Annotated in this window: 18 protein-coding genes; 3 read left to right on the top strand and 15 right to left on the bottom strand. The window is 68.5% G+C overall.

Features of this window, described 5'->3' with window-relative positions:
* Window positions 1-39 precede the first annotated feature (39 nt).
* From ACGFMP_RS18190 to ACGFMP_RS18170, 5 genes are all read right to left on the bottom strand, one after another.
* Window positions 40-573: a dihydrofolate reductase family protein gene (locus tag ACGFMP_RS18190; protein WP_393673437.1), complete on the bottom strand. Its 534-nt coding sequence runs from the start codon at window positions 571-573 to the stop codon at window positions 40-42.
* A 52-nt stretch (window positions 574-625) separates the two neighbouring features.
* A complete protein-coding gene (locus ACGFMP_RS18185; RefSeq protein ID WP_393673436.1) occupies window positions 626-2,122 on the bottom strand; it encodes an MFS transporter in 1,497 nt (498 codons plus the stop codon).
* 151 nt (window positions 2,123-2,273) lie between these two features.
* Entirely contained in the window at window positions 2,274-3,542 is a 1,269-nt protein-coding gene (locus tag ACGFMP_RS18180; protein ID WP_393673435.1) for an RNA polymerase sigma factor, read from the bottom strand.
* Window positions 3,543-3,547: 5 nt separating this feature from the next.
* The gene (locus ACGFMP_RS18175; protein ID WP_393673767.1) at window positions 3,548-3,880 is read right to left on the bottom strand and encodes a YciI family protein; all 333 of its coding nucleotides are present in this window, start codon (window positions 3,878-3,880) and stop codon (window positions 3,548-3,550) included.
* A gap of 506 nt (window positions 3,881-4,386) precedes the next feature.
* A complete protein-coding gene (locus ACGFMP_RS18170) occupies window positions 4,387-4,989 on the bottom strand; it encodes a suppressor of fused domain protein (protein WP_393673433.1) in 603 nt (200 codons plus the stop codon).
* 432 nt (window positions 4,990-5,421) lie between these two features.
* Between ACGFMP_RS18170 and ACGFMP_RS18165 the strand changes: the two genes are divergently transcribed.
* Both ACGFMP_RS18165 and ACGFMP_RS18160 read left to right on the top strand, forming a co-directional pair.
* Complete coding sequence (locus ACGFMP_RS18165) at window positions 5,422-6,417, top strand: hypothetical protein (RefSeq protein WP_393673432.1); 996 nt, start codon at window positions 5,422-5,424, stop codon at window positions 6,415-6,417.
* A gap of 128 nt (window positions 6,418-6,545) precedes the next feature.
* A complete protein-coding gene (locus tag ACGFMP_RS18160; RefSeq protein WP_393673431.1) occupies window positions 6,546-6,758 on the top strand; it encodes a hypothetical protein in 213 nt (70 codons plus the stop codon).
* A 114-nt stretch (window positions 6,759-6,872) separates the two neighbouring features.
* On the opposite strand, the gene ACGFMP_RS18155 is transcribed toward ACGFMP_RS18160, so the two are convergent.
* The 8 genes from ACGFMP_RS18155 to ACGFMP_RS18120 all read right to left on the bottom strand — a co-directional run bounded on the left by ACGFMP_RS18155 (window position 6,873) and on the right by ACGFMP_RS18120 (window position 17,778).
* Window positions 6,873-7,262, bottom strand: coding sequence for a hypothetical protein (locus ACGFMP_RS18155; RefSeq protein WP_393673430.1), 390 nt, complete (start codon window positions 7,260-7,262; stop codon window positions 6,873-6,875).
* 1,360 nt (window positions 7,263-8,622) lie between these two features.
* A complete protein-coding gene (locus ACGFMP_RS18150; RefSeq protein WP_393673429.1) occupies window positions 8,623-9,537 on the bottom strand; it encodes a M48 family metalloprotease in 915 nt (304 codons plus the stop codon).
* Between the two features lie 292 nt (window positions 9,538-9,829).
* Window positions 9,830-10,309 (bottom strand): Pycsar system effector family protein, encoded by a 480-nt coding sequence (locus ACGFMP_RS18145; protein ID WP_393673427.1) that lies wholly within the window; start codon window positions 10,307-10,309, stop codon window positions 9,830-9,832.
* 23 nt (window positions 10,310-10,332) lie between these two features.
* Window positions 10,333-11,433 carry a PE-PGRS family protein gene (locus tag ACGFMP_RS18140; RefSeq protein ID WP_393673426.1) on the bottom strand — a complete coding sequence of 367 codons (1,101 nt, stop codon included), beginning with the start codon at window positions 11,431-11,433 and terminating at the stop codon, window positions 10,333-10,335.
* 28 nt (window positions 11,434-11,461) lie between these two features.
* Window positions 11,462-13,612: a hypothetical protein gene (locus ACGFMP_RS18135; protein WP_393673425.1), complete on the bottom strand. Its 2,151-nt coding sequence runs from the start codon at window positions 13,610-13,612 to the stop codon at window positions 11,462-11,464.
* On the bottom strand, window positions 13,609-14,457 hold the full coding sequence (locus tag ACGFMP_RS18130; RefSeq protein WP_393673424.1) for a hypothetical protein: 849 nt from the start codon (window positions 14,455-14,457) through the stop codon (window positions 13,609-13,611). Before ACGFMP_RS18130 ends, ACGFMP_RS18135 begins: the two co-directional genes overlap by 4 nt.
* A gap of 136 nt (window positions 14,458-14,593) precedes the next feature.
* The gene (locus tag ACGFMP_RS18125) at window positions 14,594-15,331 is read right to left on the bottom strand and encodes a Crp/Fnr family transcriptional regulator (protein ID WP_393673766.1); all 738 of its coding nucleotides are present in this window, start codon (window positions 15,329-15,331) and stop codon (window positions 14,594-14,596) included.
* Between the two features lie 326 nt (window positions 15,332-15,657).
* The gene (locus ACGFMP_RS18120; protein ID WP_393673423.1) at window positions 15,658-17,778 is read right to left on the bottom strand and encodes a type IIA DNA topoisomerase subunit B; all 2,121 of its coding nucleotides are present in this window, start codon (window positions 17,776-17,778) and stop codon (window positions 15,658-15,660) included.
* Between the two features lie 425 nt (window positions 17,779-18,203).
* Here ACGFMP_RS18120 and ACGFMP_RS18115 point away from each other — a divergent pair, with 425 nt between their 5' ends.
* Window positions 18,204-18,434: a hypothetical protein gene (locus ACGFMP_RS18115; protein ID WP_073502243.1), complete on the top strand. Its 231-nt coding sequence runs from the start codon at window positions 18,204-18,206 to the stop codon at window positions 18,432-18,434.
* 76 nt (window positions 18,435-18,510) lie between these two features.
* Here ACGFMP_RS18115 and ACGFMP_RS18110 read toward each other — a convergent pair whose 3' ends face one another.
* Both ACGFMP_RS18110 and ACGFMP_RS18105 read right to left on the bottom strand, forming a co-directional pair.
* Window positions 18,511-19,380, bottom strand: a complete 870-nt coding sequence (locus tag ACGFMP_RS18110) for a S1 family serine peptidase (protein WP_393673422.1) — start codon at window positions 19,378-19,380, stop codon at window positions 18,511-18,513.
* Between the two features lie 113 nt (window positions 19,381-19,493).
* Window positions 19,494-21,062, bottom strand: a complete 1,569-nt coding sequence (locus tag ACGFMP_RS18105; RefSeq protein WP_393673421.1) for an RNA polymerase sigma factor — start codon at window positions 21,060-21,062, stop codon at window positions 19,494-19,496.
* Between the last annotated feature and the right edge of the window lie 180 nt (window positions 21,063-21,242).

Genomic DNA, 21,242 nt, shown 5'->3' with positions numbered 1-21,242 from the left:
CCGCCACGCCGCCCTGCTCGTCGGACTCGGCGGGCCCGCTCAGCGCGGCACATAGGTGAGGATGACCGACCCGTTCCGCAATCGCCTCTCGTCGGTGAGCCGGAGATCCAGGCCTGCGGTGTCCACGTGTTCGAAGAGCCGTTGCCCCGAGCCGGCCACGACGGGCATGTACCAGAAGCGGAATTCGTCGATCAGGTGGTCTCTGACGAGGGTGGCGTCGAAACGGGTGGTGCCGTATTTGACGAGGTCCTTGCCCGGCTGCCGCTTCAGCCTCGCGATCGCGTCGGACGGGTCGGGACCCAGCAGGGTGGCATTCCATGTCGTCTCCTTCAGCGAGCGGGAGGCGACGTACTTGGGCATGGCGTTGATGCGGTCGATGTAGGGGTTGCCGGTGACGTGGCCCCAGTTCGCGTGGAAGTTCTCGTAGGTCGTACGGCCCATGACGAATGCCTCGTGTCTGTCGAGCTGTTCAAGCGACAGTGCCGAGGACTCGGCGTCGAAAAGGGCCCAGCGTTCAGGGGCTTCGATGACGCCGTCCAGCGTGACGAGCGTCGACTCGATGAGTTTGCGCACGGGAATGCTCCTTGCCTTGAGGGGATGAGGCGTGCGGCCGCCCCGGCGGTGGTCAGTCGGAGGGGGCAGGTTCCGGGACCCGGTTGTGCGGGAGGGTCGCAGCCTGGGTGGTGTGGGTGCGCCGGACGAGGAGGAAGACCAGGGGGATGGCGGACAGGGCGGTGAGTCCGCAGACCCACAAGGCGGTGTGGAGGCCGCCGGAGAGCGCGTCGGCGATGGCGTACCCCTGGGCGTGCAGGTCGCGGGTGCGTGTGGTCGCCACGGTGGAGGCGACGGCGATCCCGATCGCGCCGCCGAGTTGCTGGGATGAGTCGATGAGGCCGGAGGCGACTCCCGCGTCGCGCTCTGTGACGCCGACCAGGGCTCCGATCGATACCGGGATGAAGATCCAGGTGACGGTGCCGGTGAGGAAGAAGGGGCCGGCCAGGCCCGCCCAGAAGCCGGTGTGGGCGGACGCCTGGCTCGCCCAGAGGATCCCGGCGCCGGTCAGGGTGAGCCCGGCCGCCATCACCACGCTGATGGAGGTGCGGGTGACGAGCATCTGCGCCGGCCCCGCGAGGACCACTCCGGTCAGGCCGACGGTGAGCCAGGCAAGGCCGGTGCTCAGCGCGGAGTACCGGAGCACCTGCTGCATGTAGAGGGTGCCGACGAAGATGTACCCGTAGAAGGCGGCGCCCAGCAGGAACCCGACGGCGTTGGACCCGGCGAGGGTGCTCAGCCGAAAGAGCCGCAGCGGCAGCAGTGGCGCCTGCGCCCTGGCCTCGATGGCCACGAATACGGCCAGCAGTGCCGCCGACGTCGCGATCAATCCCAGGGTCCTGGTGGCCGTCCACCCGGCGGTCGGCGCCTGCGAGATGGCGTAGACCATGATCACCAGAGCGGCGGTCACGGTGACGGCCCCGAACGGGTCGTAGCGGCGGCGTGCGCCGCGCAACCTGCTTTCCGGCACCACACGCCTGGTCAGGAGCAGCGCGGCCCCGCCGACGACCACGTTCAGGTGGAAAATGTACGGCCAGCCGGCATAGCGGGTGAGGACACCGCCCGCCAGTACGCCCACGGTCGCGCCGCTGGCGCCGATGGCACCCCACAGGCCGAGCGCCTTGTTGCGTTCCGTGCCCTCGGGGAACATGTTCATCACGATCGACAGCGCGGCGGGCAGCACCATGGCTGCGCCCAGGCCCTGGACGCTCCGCATGATGATCAGGAAGATGCCGCTGGTGGCCAGCGCGCAGGCCAGCGAGGCCGCCGTGAACAGCGCCAGCCCGGCGGTGAACACCCGCCTGCGCCCGAGCAGGTCGGCGGCTCGGCCGCCCAGCAGCAGGAAGCCGCCGAAGGTGAGCGCGTACGCGGTCACCACCCACTGCAGGTCCGCCTGCGCGAAGTCCAGCTTGCGGCCGATCGTCGGCAGCGCGACGTTGACGATCAGCATGTCGACCGCCGTCATGAAGTACGCCACGGCCAGCAGCGAGAACGCCCGCCACCTGTGCGCGTCGCCCGAGTGAGCGGCCTTGCCGCCGCCGAGGTCGTTGCCGGGGCCCCCCGCGGTCACGGCTGCCTCCGCTGGTCCGGGCCCCCGGCGCGCCGCCGGCGGCGAGGGTCCTTCACGACGTCCGTTGACGAATCCTGCATCGGTCTCTCCTAGTGTGATCGGGTGATCTCAGGAGGAAGACGAACGGCGGACGCCGAAACCGGACACGCCGCTAGGAGATTTCCAGGCTCTCGATCCGCCGCTCGAAGGCGGCACGCTCGGCGGTACTGCGGGAGAGGGCGATCGCCTGCTCGTAGGACTCCCGGGCCGCGGCGTGGCGGCCTGCCCGCCGTTCCAGGTCGGCAAGGGCCGCCCAGTAGAACGGGTACCGGGACAGCTTGGGCTCCTCCGCCAGGGCGGTCAGCTCGCGGCGGCCCTCGTCGACGCCGTCCCGTTCGGCCACGGCCAGCGCACGGTTGAGCGCCACGATGGGGCTCCGGGACCGTTCGGCGAGGGCCTCGTAGAAGCCGACGATCCTGTCCCAGTCCGTCTCCCGGACCGACGGCGCGATCACGTGCTCGAAGGCGATGCCGGCCTCCAGGTGCCAACGAGACATGTGATCCCCGGTGGCCGCGTCGGCCAGATGGATCAGACCGCGCTCGATGCGCGCCCGGTCCCAGCGGCGCCGGTCCTGGTCCTCAAGGGGGACGAAGACACCCCGCTCGTCCATGCGTGTGGACAGACGAGCGGCGTTGAAGCAGAACAAGGCAGCCAGCGCGTGCACATCCGGATGCGCGGTCGCCTTCGCCTGCAGCAGCAGTTCGGTCAGGTCCAGAGCGTCGTTGCACAGGAAGGGGCGTACCGGATTCCGGGGATTGCTGCCGTGGTAGCCCTCGTTGAACAGCAGATAGAGCGCTCGCAGGACCGAGCCGCGCCGGGTGTCGATGTCGGGCAGGTCGTCCACGTCGGGCAACCGGCCCAGTTCCCGCAGGCGTCCGCGGCCACGGTGCAAGCGCCGGTCGATGGTCTGGGTGTCCACGAGGAAGGCCTGACCGATCTCCTTGGGCGACAGCCCGCACAGCCAGCGAAGGATCAGGGTGACGTGCGTCTCGCGGCTCAGGCCGGGGTCGCACACAGCGAACATCATCGCCAACTTGCCCGCGCCCTCGGCAGCCGGAGCCAGGGCCGCCTCGATGGTGTCCGTCAGCGCGGTGGCCGTCGCCAGTTCCGGCAGGAAGGAGCGGCGCCGCTGCTCCCGGCGGATGATGTCGATCGCCCGGTTGTGCGCCACCCGGAGGATCCACGCCTTCGGGTCCTGCGGCAGCCCGAAGCGCCACGCCTGCATGGCGCTCACCAGCGCGTCGTGGACGACATCCTCGACGAGCGGGATGTTCGACAGGCCCAGGACCCGGGTCAGCGCGCTGACCAGGTGCGCGTACTCCTTGCGGAACAGGTCCTCGACCAGCTCCGCCGATGACGCCGACTCGGGCGCTTCGTCCACGAGCGTCAGCTCCGGGAATCCTGGATCGGCCGCACCTCGACCGACCCGCCGAACTCGTATGTCGGGCAGCCGCGGGCGACCTCGATGGCGTCCTCCAGGGAGGCCGCCTCGAAGATCATGCTGCCGGTCACGAGATCCTTCGACTCGGCGTACGGTCCGTCGGTGACCGCCTCACGACCGCGAAGCGTGGCCCCCGGACCGTCGAGAGCGGTCCCGGTGTTACGCCTGCCCTGTCCCGCCAACTCCTCCGACCAGCGGTACCACTTCCGGACATGGGCCTGAAGCTCCGACGGCGACAGGTCATTGCGCGCAACAGCACCTCCCCGAAAGACGAACATGAACGTGCTCCGCGGGACGCGGTCCTCGCCATGGGCTTCCGACATCACGGCCTCCAGGTGTCCACCGTCAGGATTGCTGGGATCCGGCGACCACGTGGGCCCGTGTATCCGTGGCCGACCCCAACGCCACGGCGACGGCGCCGATTTCCGGCCCGAAAGCCAAGCAATGGCATCGGCGCCGGCCGATGACGGACCAGAACATACCTTCTCCCGCCCGCCCTTCGGACCGTTGGCGGACCGGCCGGGACGTCCTCCGACGGTGCGATTCCGCGTGGCGGGGACTCGGCTGACCCGGCTGGCCCCACGCGTCGCGACGAGCCGGGCTGACCGGCGCCGTCATACGCGCGCCGGCCCGCGTCCCTCACAAACGGGGCCACCCTGAATTGGAACGGCTTGTCGGGCGCGCCCGACAACAGGTGACAGCGCCGGCGCCCGTCGCCTCCGCGAGGGATGCCCGAGCAGGGCCCCTGCGCTCTGGGCCGGTTGGGCCGGTTGGGCCGGAGGCCTCAGACGACGGATCGTCTCATCGGATCGGTCGGGATGATCGCGCGCTCGTCGAAGAGCTGCTCGAGTGCTTCGTGACCATGCTCCCGTCGGTACGCCATCTCGGCCGCGGTAACCGGCACGAGCCACAGGATGCGCGCGCTGCCGTCAGGCAACCGGCAGTGTTCCAGGTCCGGGCCGTGGAGATACGGCAGGCTGACCAGCAGGTGGTCACACTCGGACCCGGGTTGCCAGGGCTCCCCGATGGGCAGGCTGTGCGCAAGATCCAGGTGCTGAACGGCGTGGTAATAGGCGGTCATCGCGAGAAGGTCGACGAACCGCTCGTCACGAACAGGCGCCGTGAGGACGAACTCCACCCCGTGACCGTCCCGCTCGGCCACCGACCAGCAGCCCGCAGTGACGTAGGCCCAACTGTCGGCACGCGGCCCCGGGCTCACGGTGAGAATCCTCAAGCCAGGAACCATTTCCCTGCGCCCGGGCCCGAGGTCCCAGTCCTCGCCAGTGACCGAATGTCCCTGAAAGAAGCCCCGAACGTGGGTCTCCACACTTCCCACCGCCCGCTGCCCACGCTGGTTCCCCACCATGGCGGTGAGGATCTCACGCACGACCCGAACGCCGTCCCCCCCGGCATGCAAACGCCCCCCGCCGTCCGAACGTCAGCGCGGTGCCGGCCCTCGGCACAGCGAGAACGGGGCCACCCGCCCGGGGCTCAGACGTCGATTTTCGAGCGGTCGAGCGTCGTGGCCGAGTTGGTGATGAACCATTCGGTCACCCTTCTGACCTGCGGCGAAGCCGCCGATCCTGTGCTGACCAGGCGTTTTCCCGATGGCCAGCGTTGGCCCCCGACGGCCGTTTTCGACTTTCCTGCGGACCGTTTGCGGACTGGTCTCGCCTCCTCCCACGCCGCACTTCCAAGTGGTCAGCACACAACCGGCTCGGCGGGCCGCACGAGTCGTGAGGGGCGGGGTCGGCACCCCAAGCGAGCCCTTCAAGGCGCATCCCGTGCGCTGTCAGTGGCAGCCCGTAGTCTCACCGCCATGGATCTGGTGACGTCCCCGTGGGAGTCGGCTGAGCGGGTTGAATACGTCCGGGAACTGGTCGGCAAGGGCGACCTCGCCGAGCTGTCGCGCGCCTTGCTCCTCGCGAGAGACCCATGGCACGAGGGCTTCGGCGTGACGACTGTGCTGCGCGGTCTCCCGGAGCCGGACCGAGTCGCGCTTGCCCAGTCCTTCGTCGAGCACGCAGCAGCAGACCCGGTCGACGCCGAAGTTGGCAACCGCGGGCTGGTGCTGCTCGCCGCTGTCTCGCGTGAGGTCGCCGACGCCAGCTGGTGCGCGGCGTGGGAGTCGCTTCTGGTGGAGATGGCGGACCAGCTCTGGTCCAGCGGCATCGCGGACGAGCTCTGGACGTGCAGCCACGCTCTGCTGGACGCCGACAGGCGCCTGCCCGACGCAGTCGTCGGCTTGCTCCGGCGCTCCGCGCTGGAGCACGACTGGCACCCGGAGTGCACGGCGCCCGTACTCACCCGCCTTCACGAACCAGTACTCAACCCCGGTGAACCATGGGCTGACGCTGTTCTTGCCGACTCGCGCTCGCTAGGCGACCCTTGGCTCGGCTTCATCGACCACGCCAAGCTCGCACCGGTGGCGCGTCCCACCCGCACCTGGGACCGCCGGGCTCTGGCCCTCACCGCTCCGATCGACACTGAAGTGCTCCGGCGCACGATGACCGCCTGGCTGAATCTCGCCACCAACGGCGGCGGACGCCGCGACGGTGGCTACGACCCGTACAACCTGCCCGCACTCGCCGGGCTCACCTGGCTGCTCTCCTTGCTCCCACCGCACCCCGCATCCATCCGCACCCTGGGCGCCCTGGTCGAATGTCCACCCTCGCGAACCCGGCTGACCGGCACTGCCATACGAGCTTTGGCGCGCGTCCCTCAAAAACGGGGCCACCCCGAACTGGAGCGGCTGTCGGTCCGTGCCCGGAACAAGGTGACGCAGCGGCAGATCCGCGAGGCGCTGATCGCGTGAACGCCGTGTCCTTGGTGCGGACAGGTGCCACCCAACGCGGCGGGTGATGCGGCCTTCGCCAGCCTCGATCGCACCCGCGAGGCAGCTCGCAGACCGCGCACACCCGGGCCCCGGTCACAGCCGGCTGGATGCAGCCTCTGCTGCGCGGCCTCCCGGTCACCGCCCAGCAACTTCGCGAGGACCGAATCCTCGAAGAGGCCGCCGTCACCGGCGCTGACCCACAGCACCTATGCGCGGTGTTCAACATCACTCCGGAGACCGGACTCCACTACCCCTGCTTCTTCCACCCCGACCCCACGGACAGCGACGACGTATCCGGCTGCAACATGGAGACATCGTGACCGACCACCACGCTCACCTGCTCGCCGCCATCGTCGAGCTCGGCGGTGAGCTGGAGCTCCCAGCTACCCGTAACGGGCGCTTCAGGGGCGCGGTCATCCCTGAAGGCTGCGCGGTCAGCGCCGGCCGCCGCCGATGCGGCGGTCGTCGGCCAGTGCAGTCAGCGGGCCGAACTCGTGGGCAAGCTGGTTCCACGTCAGAACCTCGCCACAGCGGGCCGAGAATTCCTTCGGGTCGAACTCGGGCATGGTCCAGGTGCCAGTGCCCCGGTCCCGCAGCCACAGGTCCCCGTCACCGTCGACCACAGTCGGCGGGACCGGTACGGGCTCGGCCTGATCGGTGGGCTCCCAGGTGACCCGGCCCGGGTGGGAAACGCGGCGCAGCTCGGTGGTGGCCAGCCGCGCGGCCAAGTCACGGGTGGACTCTTCGGCGTCCTTGACCGACGCGAGTCGGAATGCGTCGTCAAGTACGGGCAGGGCTGGATTCTTGCTGCGCTTTGAACTCATACGCTGACTACCTCCGGTGGGGGGCGTCACATCCGTTATGGCACCCCGTAGAGGAACACGGTATCCGAGGCGGGAGCCGGGCCGGCTACGACCACTGTCCAGGTGGAGGCACTGGCACACCGGGCGGTGGGGCTAGGTGGTGAGCTGGTCCTGGACGTGGCGCAACCCGTGGTGGTAACGATCAGATATGGCGGTCCGGGTTTGAGAAGGTGAGGCCGCCGGGGGCGAGCGGACGTCGGGCCGGGGCGGGTGCGGGCTCGGTCTCGCCGGGCGGCTGGCGGAAGTCGGCGCCCTGCTCGACCGGCATCAGCCGGCGCCCACCCGCCTGGGCGGGTACGAGAGCGTCGGAAGCGGGCTCGGAGAGGCGGGCAGCGAGAGCGGTCGACGGTCGGTCATGATCACTAGTCTCCCAGGTCCGGCCCTGCGGTTAGGGCCAGGCAATGATCGCCAACCGACACGCGACGAATGCCCAGGTTCGGGGCGCCGAGTGCTCAGTATTCGCGAATTCAGGCGCTTGAGTTGCAACACGAATTCGATGCACACCATGGACGAACCGGCCGAGGTCCAGGTGCCTGCGTGTGCGCGTGGCGGACGACCAGTGACCCAGTTCCGAAGAGTTCCCGCAGTTCAAGGACGGCATTGGGCGCATCGAGTAGCGCGCCACACCCTCAGCCATCGGGCGACTTGAGTGGTGGGGTCAAGCGCGACTTCGACACGCAGATATCCGACGAGCGGGTCACCGGAACGACCGTCGCAGGCGAGGCGCAGCGCCGGGCGTCGTCGCCTTCCACGGGTCGACGCCAACCGCACGAAAGTCATGGTGCACGTGGAGCGCGACCAGCAGGGCGTTTCAGACTCTCCGAGCACCTCGGCCACGCCAACGCGGCCATGACGGCCAACACCCGTACCCACCTGTGGCCCGACTTCGACGGGCGGACCCCAAGCTCCCGTCGACGAGGCCTACGCGGACCGCTTGGACGGGGGGTGGCATAGAGGCCGAGACGGCGGCGTAACCACTCCCCCGAACTGACATCAGTTCGCCTGCGGACAGCGTGCGGAACGCAGAGGGAACGCTGCGCCCGCCCTCTGCTCCGCCGTGCCTCACACGTCGATCCGCGCCCGGTCCAGGGTGGAGGCCGAATTGGTGATGAACCAATCACCCACCCTTCTGACCTGCGGCGAAGCCGCCGATTCGGCGCTGACCAGGCATTTTCCCGATGGCCAGCGTTGGCCCCCGACGGCCGTTTTCGACTGTCCTGCGGACTGTTTGCGGACCGCTCCACGCGGGCCGCCAGGTGGCGTGGCGCTACCCAATGCGCCTCCGACGGCGGGGCACGCCAGGCGCCCGCCACGAAGCGGTTCAGCGCGTCGGCTCAAGGTAGGGAGCCAAGCGGTGCATGCGCGTGTGGTAGTCGGGGTGCGAAGCAAGGAGCTTGCCCAGCCGGCCGGGGCGTACGCCGTGCGCCGGGACTATCGTCCCGAAGGCGCCCGTTTCCTCGCGTGCGGCGAAGGAAGCGGCCAGGGCGTTGTTTCCGGGTTCCTGCGTGTGCATGATCTGGAGCACCTCGGCGAGCAGCGGCCCGAAACCGAGCGCCGCCGCGTGCTGGTCCGCGCGTAATTCCGCCCGGCGTGCCACAGCGGCCAACGGATAGGGAGCCACGAGCACTGCCAGGATGACGACCCAGTAGGACACCGCGAATGCGAGCACGGCGCTGCCCGCCGCGAGGAGGAGGAAAAGCACCAGACAGCCGTTGAGGCGACGGCTGAGCTTGACACCGAGCCGGGCGACGCTGCGCACAGCGGCCCACGCCAGCCGCCCCGGCACGCCGTACCACTCACCCAGCAGGGAAGACCACGCATGGCCGCCGACGTGGTGAGCCAGTTCGTGCGCGAGAACCGCGGCGAGATGACCACTGGGCAGGTTCTCTAGGGAGAAACGTGTGACGCTCACGATGTGGCCCGCCGCGGCGAGAGCGTTGAGGTCGTCGCTCTCCTCAACCCACAGTTCGTAGGCGCGTCCTTCGATACCCGCCCGAGCGGTCACCTCCCGCCAGATCGGCTCCAGCCGTGCGCGCTCTCGCGGGGTCGGGTAGCGAAGGTTCAGCAGGTGCCGGGCGAGAACGCTTTCCGTGGGCCGGTGGAACGCCAGGGTGCCCGAGCTGAGCCAGACGAGCACAGCCACCCATCCCGCGCTCGGAAGAAGGGCGTACGAGATCGTGGCCACGATCAGCAGACTCATGACGAACGGGGGCAGATGCAGCAGCAGTTGACCCACTGCGGCAGCATCGACGTTGCGCTGCCGGCTCGCAAGGTGCACCCGTCCCGAGCGTCGAATGTCGGTGTCGCCCGCGCCGGAAGGCCGACGGGGCGGGGGAAGGCGCGTGCTCGGTGGGCAGCCCGGAAGCACTGTGCCGGGGTACGGCGGTGGGGGCGGGGCCAGGCTGGTGGGGTACGGGGGAATGTCGGGAGGGACACGCAGGGGGTCGGACGGGGTGGCCATGATGACGAATTCCTATACGTGCGTTCGGCCGTGCCGACAGGTCGCGGCAGCAGTTAGGCGGGAGAAGTCAGTGCAGGGCGAGCGCGACCGGCAAGAGGAGCACTCCCGCGCAGTAGAAGTCCAGGCCGACGCGTATCCAGAAGTGCTTGCTGGCCACGATGCGGCTGTTCTCTGCCAGTGCGCTGAGTAGGCCTGTGTCAGAGCTCGCCCTGGTGTGGTCGAGTGCCTCGGCAAGGAGACCCTGCCCTGCCGCTCGGCGGATGTCATCGAAGTACGTCAGCGGGCGCCCTGGGCTCCAGGCACTGGTGCTGTACCTGGGACGTACGGCGAGAAGCAAGGAGAGCAGGGAACCGGCCAGGGCGGTCACGGCTCCCCACCACAGCACCGTTCCAGTGGGAGACAGATCTGACACCGACCAGCGGCGGGTGGCGAGCAGACCGCCGAGCAGGCCGGCCGTCATACTCAGGGCGCCCAGAAGCAAGGACGCCTTGTTGTCCGCATGCGCGGTCTCCGCGCGCAGTTCCGACAAGAGGCGCGAACCTGTCATCGAACCGTCCGGGGCCCGCTCGTTCACCGCTGGTCCTCGGGACCGTCGTCCGAGTCGACTTCTGCGCTCTTCGCCGACTGCCAGGGCAGCGATCCTGCTACCGGGGGAGCCGGATCGGCGCCGGGGAGGCCGCGGGTGAGGAACTCCTCGATGACGCGTATCGCGGAGTCGTTCACGTGGGAACGCTGGTAGTCCTCCAGGCTGCTCTCGCCCTTCAGAACTTGCAGGGCGACCTCTTTCTGGCTTTGGATCAGCAGCAGTTGATCCTTGCGGAGGTTCTCCATGACCAGCTGGGAGTCTTCCGGATGCTGACTCAGATGGAGGGCCCAGGACGCCACACCACCACGCTGGAGGTGCAACTGGTAATACTCGATCTTCTTCGCCTCGAGCTCACGCAGCTCTGCCTCCTGACGGCTGCGCCGCATGGCGAGTTCGTGCTGCTGCTCAGCCTGCACCCGGTCCCGCTCAGCTCGCAGCCGGTCCTCACGCATCGCAAGATCGTGGGCGGAGCCGAGCCTCTCATCGCTGTAGCGGATCTCGCGCAACTCGCGCTGCTGGGCGACGGCATCGTCGTCCTGCCGCAGCCGCAGCGTCCACGACACCCGCAGTCCGGCATCGCCCGCCAAAGGCCCGCCCGCGGCAACCGCCTCGCTCATGGCGCGTTCGGCATCCGCGCTCCGGTCGATGGGGAACTTGCGGCCGACCTCGCGTGCCAGCTGCTCCAGCCGCCTGGTGACGAGCCCGGGCACGTCCCGCTCGCGGCTGGTCACAAAAATGTCGGGCCGGGCCACCTGCCACGTCATCGCGAGTTCAGCGCTGAACTCGAAGGCGTCGTTGTCGCTCGGCAGCGACAGCGAACAGGTGCATGAGTGAATACCTATGTCGACCTCGTAGACGGCGGTGTACCGCCGTGTGGCCAGCTCCGACCGGGTCGGACGCCGCGGCGGAAGGTAGACGTCGTACTCACCCTTGTTCGTCGTGAAGACCAGGGCGTTGTCGATCCGGCTGTAGTTCTTGCTGTGGTCGAACCGCCTTAACTGCCGCACCGTCACAACGGGGTCGACGAGGACGCTGTGCCGGTGTGCGTCCTGGTCCCAGTCCGGTTTGCGGCGGAAATCCGCCATGGTTCACCTCTCCTTGCTCCGTGTGCGTTCACCGCACAGAATGGCGGCCGGTGCTCGTGGGATCCGTCAACGTGTCCAGCAGGCGCTTCGCCACGGCAGGTTGCTCGTCATGCTTGTCGCGCAGGGTGCGCAGCATGTAGCCGAGCCGTTTGCGATCCTCGGCGGTCGTCGCGAGCGCGGGAAGCAACACGGCCAACTCTCGCTCGCATCGGAGGTCGTCCTCCGCCGCGCGGACCCAACCGCCCAGCGCCCGCTGCGCGCCGTTGGTGAAGCGCATGTCACTGAGTACTGTCCGCCAAAGATGAGCCAGGTGCCGGGCATCCTCGGTGCCTTGCTGGGCAGCGGCCTCGGCATACCACCGCAGGAGCAGCCGGTCGTCGGTGTGGAGACATGCCAGGACGAAGGCGTGCATCGCCAGCTGGGAGACCGGTGGCGTCTCCTTGAGCAGCTGAACCAGATCGCAGAGGACCTCCGTCCGCACAGCGGGTGACTGATCTGTCAGCAGCAGGGCGACGGACTCGGCGATGTGCATGACCCGCGCCTCGTCGTCTTCGCCCCGGGCGGCATCCGCCAGCGCTTCCAGCGCCTCCCGCGGCATGTTCGCGCCCATCAGCCCGTAGACGCGGATCGCGGTCCACCGCAGCCGGGACTCGGGCGGTTCGCCGCACCAGGCCCGGAGGATTCCCGGGATGTTGGGTGCACCCACGGTATGGGCCATCGCGAGGGCGTTGGCGGCGACCAGACAGGTCCGGTAGCGCCTCGAAGCCGCCCAACGTTCAATGAGCAGCGCCATAGCCGAGGGCAGGTCGGCGATGGCCAGCACCGCCGCGGTCATTGCGGCCCTGGTCCGCACCAGCGGCCGGCCGTCCTCGGCTAGCCGCTCCAGCCAGCGGATCAGTGCAGGACGGGCGGACGGGTGGCCCGTCCACACCTCGCGGAGGATCTCGCCTGCCGTCCTGGGCTCACGGAAGCGGACCATGCGCTGCGTCACCGGCCCCCATTCGGTGTGCTCCTCCTTGAGGTACTCCGTGGCGCGCGCGAGGGTCAGGCGTTGGGTTATCGACGTGCCGAAGATCCCTACACGCGGACTCGATCCCGCGTCCTGGGTTCGCTGGAACAGGGCGAACAGGTCGTCACTGAGTTCTGCGGTAAGGGCGTACGCGGCCTCGTCGAACGCCGCGAGGGAGAGGAGGAAGGCCTTGTCCCGCAGGAGTGTCCGTTCCTCGCTGAACCATTCCTGGACCTGGTTGCGAAGCAGTGCCCTACCGACGTCGTCCAGCTTCTCTTGGCCGGTCTCGCCGTCCGCGTGGCTGGCGAGGGCCTCCGCGAAAACGGCCGCCTCGCGAAGCTGATGGTCCCCCTGGGCAAGGAAGTCGCAGGCTGCGGGCAGAGCGAGCAGATACCTCTCCCGCGGTGGGTCGTCGACCAGAGCGTGAAGATGCGAGCGCAACACGGCCTCCGGGGACGGAGGCTGCCACTCCACGACTCTGACGCCGTGCAGGACGGCGTAGAGGTCGACCGTGATGACGAGGTAAGCGTTCCTCTTCCGCAGCTCGTCCCGCACCGACCAGAGGTCGATCTCGCGCAGCGGCTCATCCCGGCTCGTGACCAGGTCGGTGACGAGGTAGCCCAGCGACGCCCCCACCACCTCCTCCTTGAGCGCGGTGGGCTTGGTCTTGGGGTCGAGGGCGCGTACGGGTACGGCCTCCAGCGCGTGCAGCAGCATCAGGGCGGCACTGTGGCGGCCGGTGAAGGGCGCGCCTGACAGTACGAGGACTCGTTCGTCGCGCAGCCGCTCGAGCAGCGGGTGCACCAGCTCCTCATATCCCGCGAAGACTTTGGCGCGTTCCTCGATCTCGGCGGCAGGGATGTCGCCGGACGCGTGACTGGATACTCCGAGGCGGAAAGTCTGCTCGATCTTTGTACCCAGGACGACATCGCCGAGGACGCTGCCGCCGCTGACTCCGGTCTGGTTGCCGCCGACCAGGCTGCCTCCGAGGGCAGCCGGTACGTGATTGATCAGCTCGCGCCGAGCCGTCCACGGGTCCTGCGGGGTGTCGTTCTCCTGTTCCGTGTCCTTGGCCTGCTCTTCACCAGGCTGCTCCTGCCGACCAGTTGCCGTCTCGGGCTCTCCCGGGCCGTGATGGTCCGGCTTGTCTTGGGCGGGTTGCTCGCTCACCGGGGGCCGCCCCGGTCCTCGTGTCGGACGCTCCCCATGATGACTTCGCCGGTGACGTTTCCGCCGCTCACGCCGATCTGGTCACCTCCGACCTGGCTGCCGCCGAAGGTCAGGGAGCCGCCGTTGACTGTGAGGCTCGTCCCGCCTCGGCCGGTCGATCCGCCCTGAGTGTCTGGGGTCTGCGGGGTTGTTCCACCGGGTTCGCCGCTGCCGTTCGCATCCGACGCGGAAGCCGCGGCGGACGTATCCAGCGGGAGCGGGCCGTGTAGCCACGCGCTCAGGTGGTCCTTCTTCACCGACACAGGCACCCGGTGGAACTCCTCCGGCCGCAGACCGCGATAGCCATGGCGGACGACGCCTTCGTACACGGGCGTTGAGACGCACAGGACGCAGTCGGTGGCCCGCTGCTCGAGCGCTCGGCGTAGAACGTCGGCGTCGAGCAGCCGGCACGCCTGGTTCAGATCGTGGCCGACGAGGCCGCCGACCGTCCCCTCACGCGGGTCGAAGGCGACCTCCCCCGAGGCCAGGACGGTCCGCAGCCGCATCTGAGCACTGCTCGACGCCACGCGGTTGTACGCGCGCAACGAGTCCGGAGCTGTCGTCAACAGCGCTCGCAGCAGTGCGGCTTTCGGGATGTCGGCACTGACCAGGATGATCAGCCCGTCTCCGCGGTCCTCCTGGTACTGCAGGTTCGGTTCCACACCCGCTCCGGCGAGGACGTCCTCCACCACGTTGTGCAGTTCTCGGCGCAGAACCGCCTGCTCGACGTTGTCCCGGTTGCTGAAACTCTCGATGTCGACAAGCAGGAACGTACGGTTGACGGGTTCGGCAAGGGATAAGGACATGCGTGCCTCTCGGGGGGGTCGGCTCGGTCCGCAGCACTATCCCCCAGAGGTCTGACAGCCGGGGAGGAACGATGGCACACCTCGTCTGTGACCGAGTGCACAGACGCCGTCCGCCGATGACCCCCGCGTCGGACGGCTAGCTGCCGTGTGCGATCCGGCGCAGCTGGTCGGGGCGCACGATGACGAGCCCCCGGCGGCTGGTCCGGACGATGCCGCGCTCCCGTAGGTCCTTCAGGAGCCGGGCCACAGCCTCCCGTGACGCTCCAACCGAGCCCGCCAGCTCGTGCTGGCTCAGCCCGGTAGTCAGGCGCACGCCTTCCGGGTCCTGCTCGCCGTGAGCCCGGGCCAGATCCAGCAGAAGGATCGCCAGCCGCTCACGGACGCCGAGCGCGCCCTGCTCCACGCGATGTCGGTCGCTCGCCCGAGTACGGTCCGCAGTCAGACCGAGAAGCTGGAGGGCGGTGGTGGGAGAGGCGGAGAGGTGGGTCAGGAAGCTGTCTCGATCGATGGTGACTGCATCCATCTCCCCGAGCGCGGTCACCGTTGCCGAACGGGGCCGGCCGCTGACGGCGGAGGCCTCCCCGACGATGTCGCCGGGGCCCCGCAGCGCAAGCAGAGCCTCGTAGCCGTTCGCCGCTGAGCGGGTGACCTTGGTCCAACCGCTGAGGATGATGATGACGTGGGTGGATGGCTCGTCCTGCTGGACCAGGGTGGCACGTGGCCCGTACTTCATGGGATGCCCGAGCTCCAGAAGAAGCACCCGCTGCTTCTGCTCCAGCCGGGCGAGAAAGGGCACCTCGTCGTCCAGCCGTCCGACTCTCGACGGTCCGGCCGCGGGGACCACCCGGTGCCGGCGAAGCGGTGGACCTGACATGTCATGGGTAGGGGCCACCAATTAACTCCCCCCGGAGAACTCGGCCTGTCACCGTATCGGCTCAGTCACCGACGGGCCATCATGACGCAGGTCGGATCCCGTGCCAATGAGGCATGTGATCACTCGGGGAAAGCGGGTTTGTCCTTCCAAATCAGGCTGACATACGACATTCACGCACAAAGCGCAACGAAGAATATGCAGACCACCCGAAGAGGGCGACCCAGAGGCCCGGGCGGCGGCGCAACCACTGCCCGTACTGACGTTCCGTCAGTACGCTTGCGGACGGTGCGCGGGCCGCAGGGGCGCCCCGGGGCCTCCGCGGCACGTCAGACGTCGATCTTCGAGCGGTCGAGCGTCGTGGCAGAGTTGGTGATGAACTCCTTGCGCGGCGCGACCTCGTTGCCCATCAGCAGGTCGAAGGCCTGCTCGGCCGCTTCGATGTCGCTGATGTTGATGCGGCGCAGGGTGCGGTGGCGGGGGTCCATCGTGGTTTCGGCCAGCTGGTTGGCGTCCATCTCGCCGAGGCCCTTGTAGCGCTGGATGCCGTCCTTGTAGCGGACGTTGCGGCGCTGGAGGTCGAGCAGGGTCTGGCGCAGTTCGTTGTCGGAGTAGGTGTAGATGTATTTGTCCTGGCCCTTCTTGGGCTGGACGAGCTCGATCCGGTGCAGCGGGGGGACCGCGGAGAAGACCCGGCCCTGTTCCACCATCGGGCGCATGTAGCGCTGGAAGAGGGTGAGCAGCAGGCAGCGGATGTGGGCGCCGTCGACATCGGCGTCGGCCAGGAAGATCACCTTGCCGTAGCGTGCCTGGTCGATGTCGAAGGTGCGCCCGGAGCCGGCTCCTATCACCTGGATGATGGCGCCGCATTCGGCGTTCTTGAGCATGTCGGAGACCGACGACTTCTGGGTGTTGAGAATCTTGCCGCGGATGGGCAGCAGGGCCTGGAACTCGGAATTGCGGGCCAGTTTGGCGGTGCCGAGTGCCGAGTCGCCCTCGACGATGAACAGTTCGCTGCGGTCCACGTCGTCGCTGCGGCAGTCGGCGAGCTTGGCCGGCAGCGAGGAGGTCTCGAGCGCCGTCTTCCTGCGCTGTGCCTCCTTGTGCTGGCGGGCCGCGATACGGGTCCTGGCGGCGGCAACGGCCTTCTCCAGCACCGCGCGGGCCTGTGCCTTGGCGTCCCGCTTGGTGGAGGTCAGGAACTCCTTCAGCTCCTTGGCCACCACGGTCGCCACGATCCTGTTGGCGGCCGAGGTGCCGAGCACCTCCTTGGTCTGGCCCTCGAACTGCGGCTCGGCGAGGCGTACGGTGACGACCGCCGTCAGGCCCTCCATGGCGTCGTCCTTGACGATGTCGTCCTCGGCGACCCGCAGCAGCTTGGCGGACCGCAGCGCTTCGTTCATCGTCTTGGTGACGGAGCGCTCGAAGCCCGTCACGTGGGTGCCGCCCTTGGGCGTGGCGATGATGTTGACGAACGACCTGGCGGTGGTGTCGTAGCCGGTGCCCCAGCGCAGCGCGATGTCGACGCCCAGTTCGCGGGTGACCTCGGTCGGTGTCATGTGGCCGCGGTCGTCGAGGACCGGAACGGTCTCCTTGAAGGTGCCGCTGCCGGTGAGCCGCAGGACGTCGCAGATCGGCTTGTCGGGGGCCAGGAACTCGCAGAACTCGCTGATGCCGCCGTCGAAGTGGAAGACCTCCTCGACGGGTTTGTCCGACTCGATGCCGCGCTCGTCGCGCACCACGATGGTCAGCCCGGGGACGAGGAACGCGGTCTGCCGTGCCCGCTGGTGCAGGGTCTCGAGCGAGAGCTTGGCGTCCTTGAGGAAGATCTGGCGGTCCGCCCAGTAGCGCACGCGGGTGCCGGTGCGGGTGCGGGGGACCTTCTTGGCCTTCTTCACGCCGCTGGCGGGCTCGAAGGGCGCGTCGGGGCCCGGCCCGCCGAATGCGCCGGGCACGCCGCGGCGGAAGCTGATGGCGTGGGTGTGGCCGCTCCTGTCGACCTCGACGTCGAGGCGGGCCGACAGCGCGTTGACGACGGACGCGCCGACGCCGTGCAGGCCGCCGGAGGCCGCGTAGGAGCCGCCGCCGAACTTGCCGCCCGCGTGCAGCTTGGTCATGACGACCTCGACGCCGGACAGGCCGGTCTTGGGCTCGACGTCGACCGGGATTCCGCGGCCGTTGTCACGGACCTCGATGGAGGAGTCCTCGCGGAGGATCACCTCGATGTGGTCGCAGTGGCCGCCCAGAGCCTCGTCGACGGAATTGTCGATGATCTCCCAGACGCAGTGCATGAGGCCGCGGCTGTCGGTTGAGCCGATGTACATGCCGGGGCGTTTGCGGACCGCTTCGAGCCCCTCGAGAACGAGCAGGTGCCGCGCTGTGTAATTGGAGCCGTCGCGATCTGCGCCCGTCAGCAGCGCGGAGGACGGCACGGATGTTTCGGCGGTCACGCGGACAACTCCTCGATCTGGACGGCCTGAAGGTCTTCGGCCGTATCGGTGAGAGGGTACCGAGGTCGGGGAGGGCGGCTACGCCGCGACCCGGTATCCGAGCGCCCATCCTAGTCCTTTTCGAGCAAGCGTTCGATAACTCTCGCGAGTGATACACATGTCACGTTCCCAAAGACGCATGAACCATTTAGGCTCCGGGCACGTCCTCACCAACACTCCGGCAAGCCGGCCGGGGCCAAGCTTGGACAAGCGCACCAAAAGCCCTAAAAGCGACATCCGGCGCATTGACTCCCATTCGCCGCCAATCGGTAACACCCAGTCACACCGAGGCCCGTTTTCGAGGAAAAGTCGTCAGCGGGAACGTTTTCGGCCTGGTTGGATGTTGACCCTGGTACGACAGCTCGTCGAGCTAGAGAAGAGGCGACGTGACTACTGTTCTGACCCCCGCGAGTCCGCTGACTGCGGCAGACCGCTGCGACCGTTGCGGCGCTCAGGCCTACCTGCGTGTCGTGCTCACCAGTGGCGGTGAGCTGCTCTTCTGCGCACACCACGGACGCAAGTTCGAGCCGGAGCTCAAGAAGATCGCTGCGGAAATACAGGACGAGACCGGACGGCTTACCGACCCCCCGGCGTCGGCGGGAGACGACGAGCGCTGACACATCGCATCAGCGACTGGCTCGGACCTGCGGGCGGACGGACCCCAAGAGGGGGTGTCCGCCCGCAGGCCTTCCGTCACATGTGCTGGGCGACCAGCTCAGACACCGCGGAGACGCGCGTGTACACCCCCGGGTAGGCGGCGTCAGCGCAGCCTGCTCCCCAAGAAACGAGACCGATCAGTCGATCGGCCGCCACCAGCGGTCCGCCGCTGTCCCCCTGGCAGGCGTCCTTGCCGCCGCCTTCCACCCCCGCGCACACCATGGATGCGCGCAGATACGTACCGTCGGCATTTCCCGGATAGGCCTTCTCGCAGACCGAATCGGCGAGGACGTCCACCGCGGCCGTCCGCAGCGACTGCGGATAGGAGCCCTGCCCGGTCGTGTCACCCCACCCGTAGACCTGCGCCCGGGTCCCCGCCGTGTACGCAGCAGTGTCCCCCGGGGCCGCCATCGGTATGACGGATCCCTCCGGCAGCGCCTGCGGCAACGTGATCACCGCGACGTCGCCGGCATTGGTCGCCGCGTCGAAACCCGGGTTGACCCACACATCGGAGAGCGGGATCTCCTCCCCCGCAGTCCCGCTGAGGTCGGTGCGCCCGGCGATGACCCGCAGATCCGGCAGGCTGCGCCAGTCGGCGACGCCCAGCGCCTCCTCACCGAAGCAGTGTGCCGCGGTGACGACCGTGCGTGGCCCGACGGCCACACCCCCGCAGAACTGGCCCGACCGGCCGGTGCCGAAACGCTCGCGGCTGCCGAGCGCCACCACCCACGGCTCGCTGTCGGTCGTGGTCGGGGCCCCTCCCACCACGACTCCGTTGGCGGCGGCCGGAGCTGCGGGCGCCGCCAAGGGAATGGCGAACGCGGGCAGCAGGGCCGCCACGGTTATCAGTGTGCGGCGGCCGCCCACGGCACGACGGCACAAGCGGGCGTGGATGGGGGAACGCATACGGCCTCCTGACCCTGTGGATCTCTCTGGACACCCAGAGTCATCCATCGGGCCGGAGGCCGCATCCGCAGAGATCCGCCGCCCTGCCGGGCAGGGCGGCGGATCGGGGAGCGTCAGTCGAGGTAGTCCCTGAGCACCTGCGAGCGCGACGGGTGCCGCAGCTTGGACATGGTCTTGGACTCGATCTGCCGGATCCGCTCCCGGGTGACGCCGTAGACCTTGCCGATCTCGTCCAGCGTCTTGGGCTGCCCGTCGGTCAGGCCGAAGCGCATGGAGACCACGCCCGCCTCGCGCTCGGACAGGGTGTCGAGCACCGAGTGCAGCTGCTCCTGGAGGAGCGTGAAGCTCACCGCGTCGGCGGGCACGACCGCCTCGGAGTCCTCGATCAGGTCACCGAACTCGCTGTCGCCGTCCTCGCCGAGCGGGGTGTGCAGCGAAATCGGCTCGCGGCCGTACTTCTGGACCTCGATGACCTTCTCCGGGGTCATGTCGAGTTCCTTGGCCAGCTCCTCCGGGGTGGGCTCGCGGCCCAGGTCCTGGAGCATCTGGCGCTGGACGCGGGCCAGCTTGTTGATGACCTCGACCATGTGCACCGGGATACGGATGGTGCGGGCCTGGTCGGCCATCGCGCGGGTGATCGCCTGCCGGATCCACCACGTGGCGTAGGTGGAGAACTTGAAGCCCTTCGTGTAGTCGAACTTCTCGACCGCACGGATCAGGCCCAGGTTGCCCTCCTGGATCAGGTCGAGGAAGAGCATGCCGCGGCCGGTGTAGCGCTTGGCCAGCGAGACGACCAGCCGGAGGTTGGCCTCCAGCAGGTGGTTCTTGGCCCAGCGGCCGTCCTCGGCGATGATCTCCAGCTCGCGCTTGAGCTTGGGCGCGAGCTTGTCGGCGGCGGCGAGCTTGTCCTCGGCGAAGAGGCCGGCCTCGATGCGCTTGGCCAGCTCCACCTCCTGCTCGGCATTGAGCAGCGGGACCTTGCCGATCTGCTTGAGGTAGTCCTTGACCGGGTCGGCGGTGGCGCCGGCGACCGCGACCTGCTGTGCGGGCGCGTCGTCCTCGTCGTCGTCGGAGAGCACGAAGCTCTCGGACTCCGTCTTCTCGGTCTCTTCCTCGCCGGCCTTGCCGGGAGCGGCGTCCTCGATCGCCTCTTCCGCCTCGACCGCCTCGTCCTCGCCCGAAGCAGCGGTCTTCTTGGCCGCCACCTTCTTCGCGGGGGCCTTCTTGGCGGCTGTCTTCTTGGCGGCGGCCTTCTTCGCAGGCGCCTTCTTGGCTGCTGGGTTTTCCGCCTCCACCGATGGCTCCACCGTGGTCTCGGCCTCGGCCGCCGCCTCGGAAGCGGGAGCCTTGGGCGCTACGGTCTTCTTGGCAGGGGCCGCCTTGGTGGCGACCGTCTTGGTGGCAGTACGCTTCGCCGGGCTCTTGGCTGCGACGCTCTTACGGGTGCGCTTGGGCGCCTCAGCGGCACTCACCATCAGCGTCACACCCTCCTCGTCGAGGACCTGGTTGAGGCTGCGCAGAACGTTCTTCCACTGGGTTGCCGGAATCTGGTCCGCTTCGAACGCCCGACGCACGTCGTCGCCTGCGATCTGCCCCTGGGCCTTACCCTGCTCGATGAGCGCCATCAGAGACTCGGACTCGGCGATCTCGGACGGGAGCGTACGGGATGTGCTGGCCGACACGAACAACCTCTCGGAACGATGGGAACGACTCGGTGGAACCGCACAGCGACTCAGCGTCAAGTTCGATGCTGAATATTCCTCGTACGGCCGCCACCTCTTAAGTCATCGCACTGCCTCGCCTGGCGTTACGCCCAGCTTACGTGGCCCGAGTCACACCCCAAATTGTGCAGATCAGCGGCA

Source organism: Streptomyces sp. NPDC049040 (assembly GCF_043197715.1).
In the GTDB taxonomy this organism is placed as follows: domain Bacteria; phylum Actinomycetota; class Actinomycetes; order Streptomycetales; family Streptomycetaceae; genus Actinacidiphila.
This window is presented reverse-complemented; position numbering and strand designations above follow the sequence as displayed.

What these genes read in the sequence shown, in the direction of transcription:
- ACGFMP_RS18175 (WP_393673767.1), bottom strand. Translation starts at nt 3,880, where the DNA reads ATGTTCGTCTTTCGGGGAGGTGCTGTTGCGCGCAATGACCTGTCGCCG.
- ACGFMP_RS18165 (WP_393673432.1), top strand. Translation starts at nt 5,422, where the DNA reads ATGGATCTGGTGACGTCCCCGTGGGAGTCGGCTGAGCGGGTTGAATAC.
- ACGFMP_RS18160 (WP_393673431.1), top strand. Translation starts at nt 6,546, where the DNA reads ATGCAGCCTCTGCTGCGCGGCCTCCCGGTCACCGCCCAGCAACTTCGC.
- ACGFMP_RS18155 (WP_393673430.1), bottom strand. Translation starts at nt 7,262, where the DNA reads ATGAGTTCAAAGCGCAGCAAGAATCCAGCCCTGCCCGTACTTGACGAC.
- ACGFMP_RS18145 (WP_393673427.1), bottom strand. Translation starts at nt 10,309, where the DNA reads ATGACAGGTTCGCGCCTCTTGTCGGAACTGCGCGCGGAGACCGCGCAT.
- ACGFMP_RS18140 (WP_393673426.1), bottom strand. Translation starts at nt 11,433, where the DNA reads ATGGCGGATTTCCGCCGCAAACCGGACTGGGACCAGGACGCACACCGG.
- ACGFMP_RS18130 (WP_393673424.1), bottom strand. Translation starts at nt 14,457, where the DNA reads ATGTCCTTATCCCTTGCCGAACCCGTCAACCGTACGTTCCTGCTTGTC.
- ACGFMP_RS18125 (WP_393673766.1), bottom strand. Translation starts at nt 15,331, where the DNA reads ATGTCAGGTCCACCGCTTCGCCGGCACCGGGTGGTCCCCGCGGCCGGA.
- ACGFMP_RS18110 (WP_393673422.1), bottom strand. Translation starts at nt 19,380, where the DNA reads ATGCGTTCCCCCATCCACGCCCGCTTGTGCCGTCGTGCCGTGGGCGGC.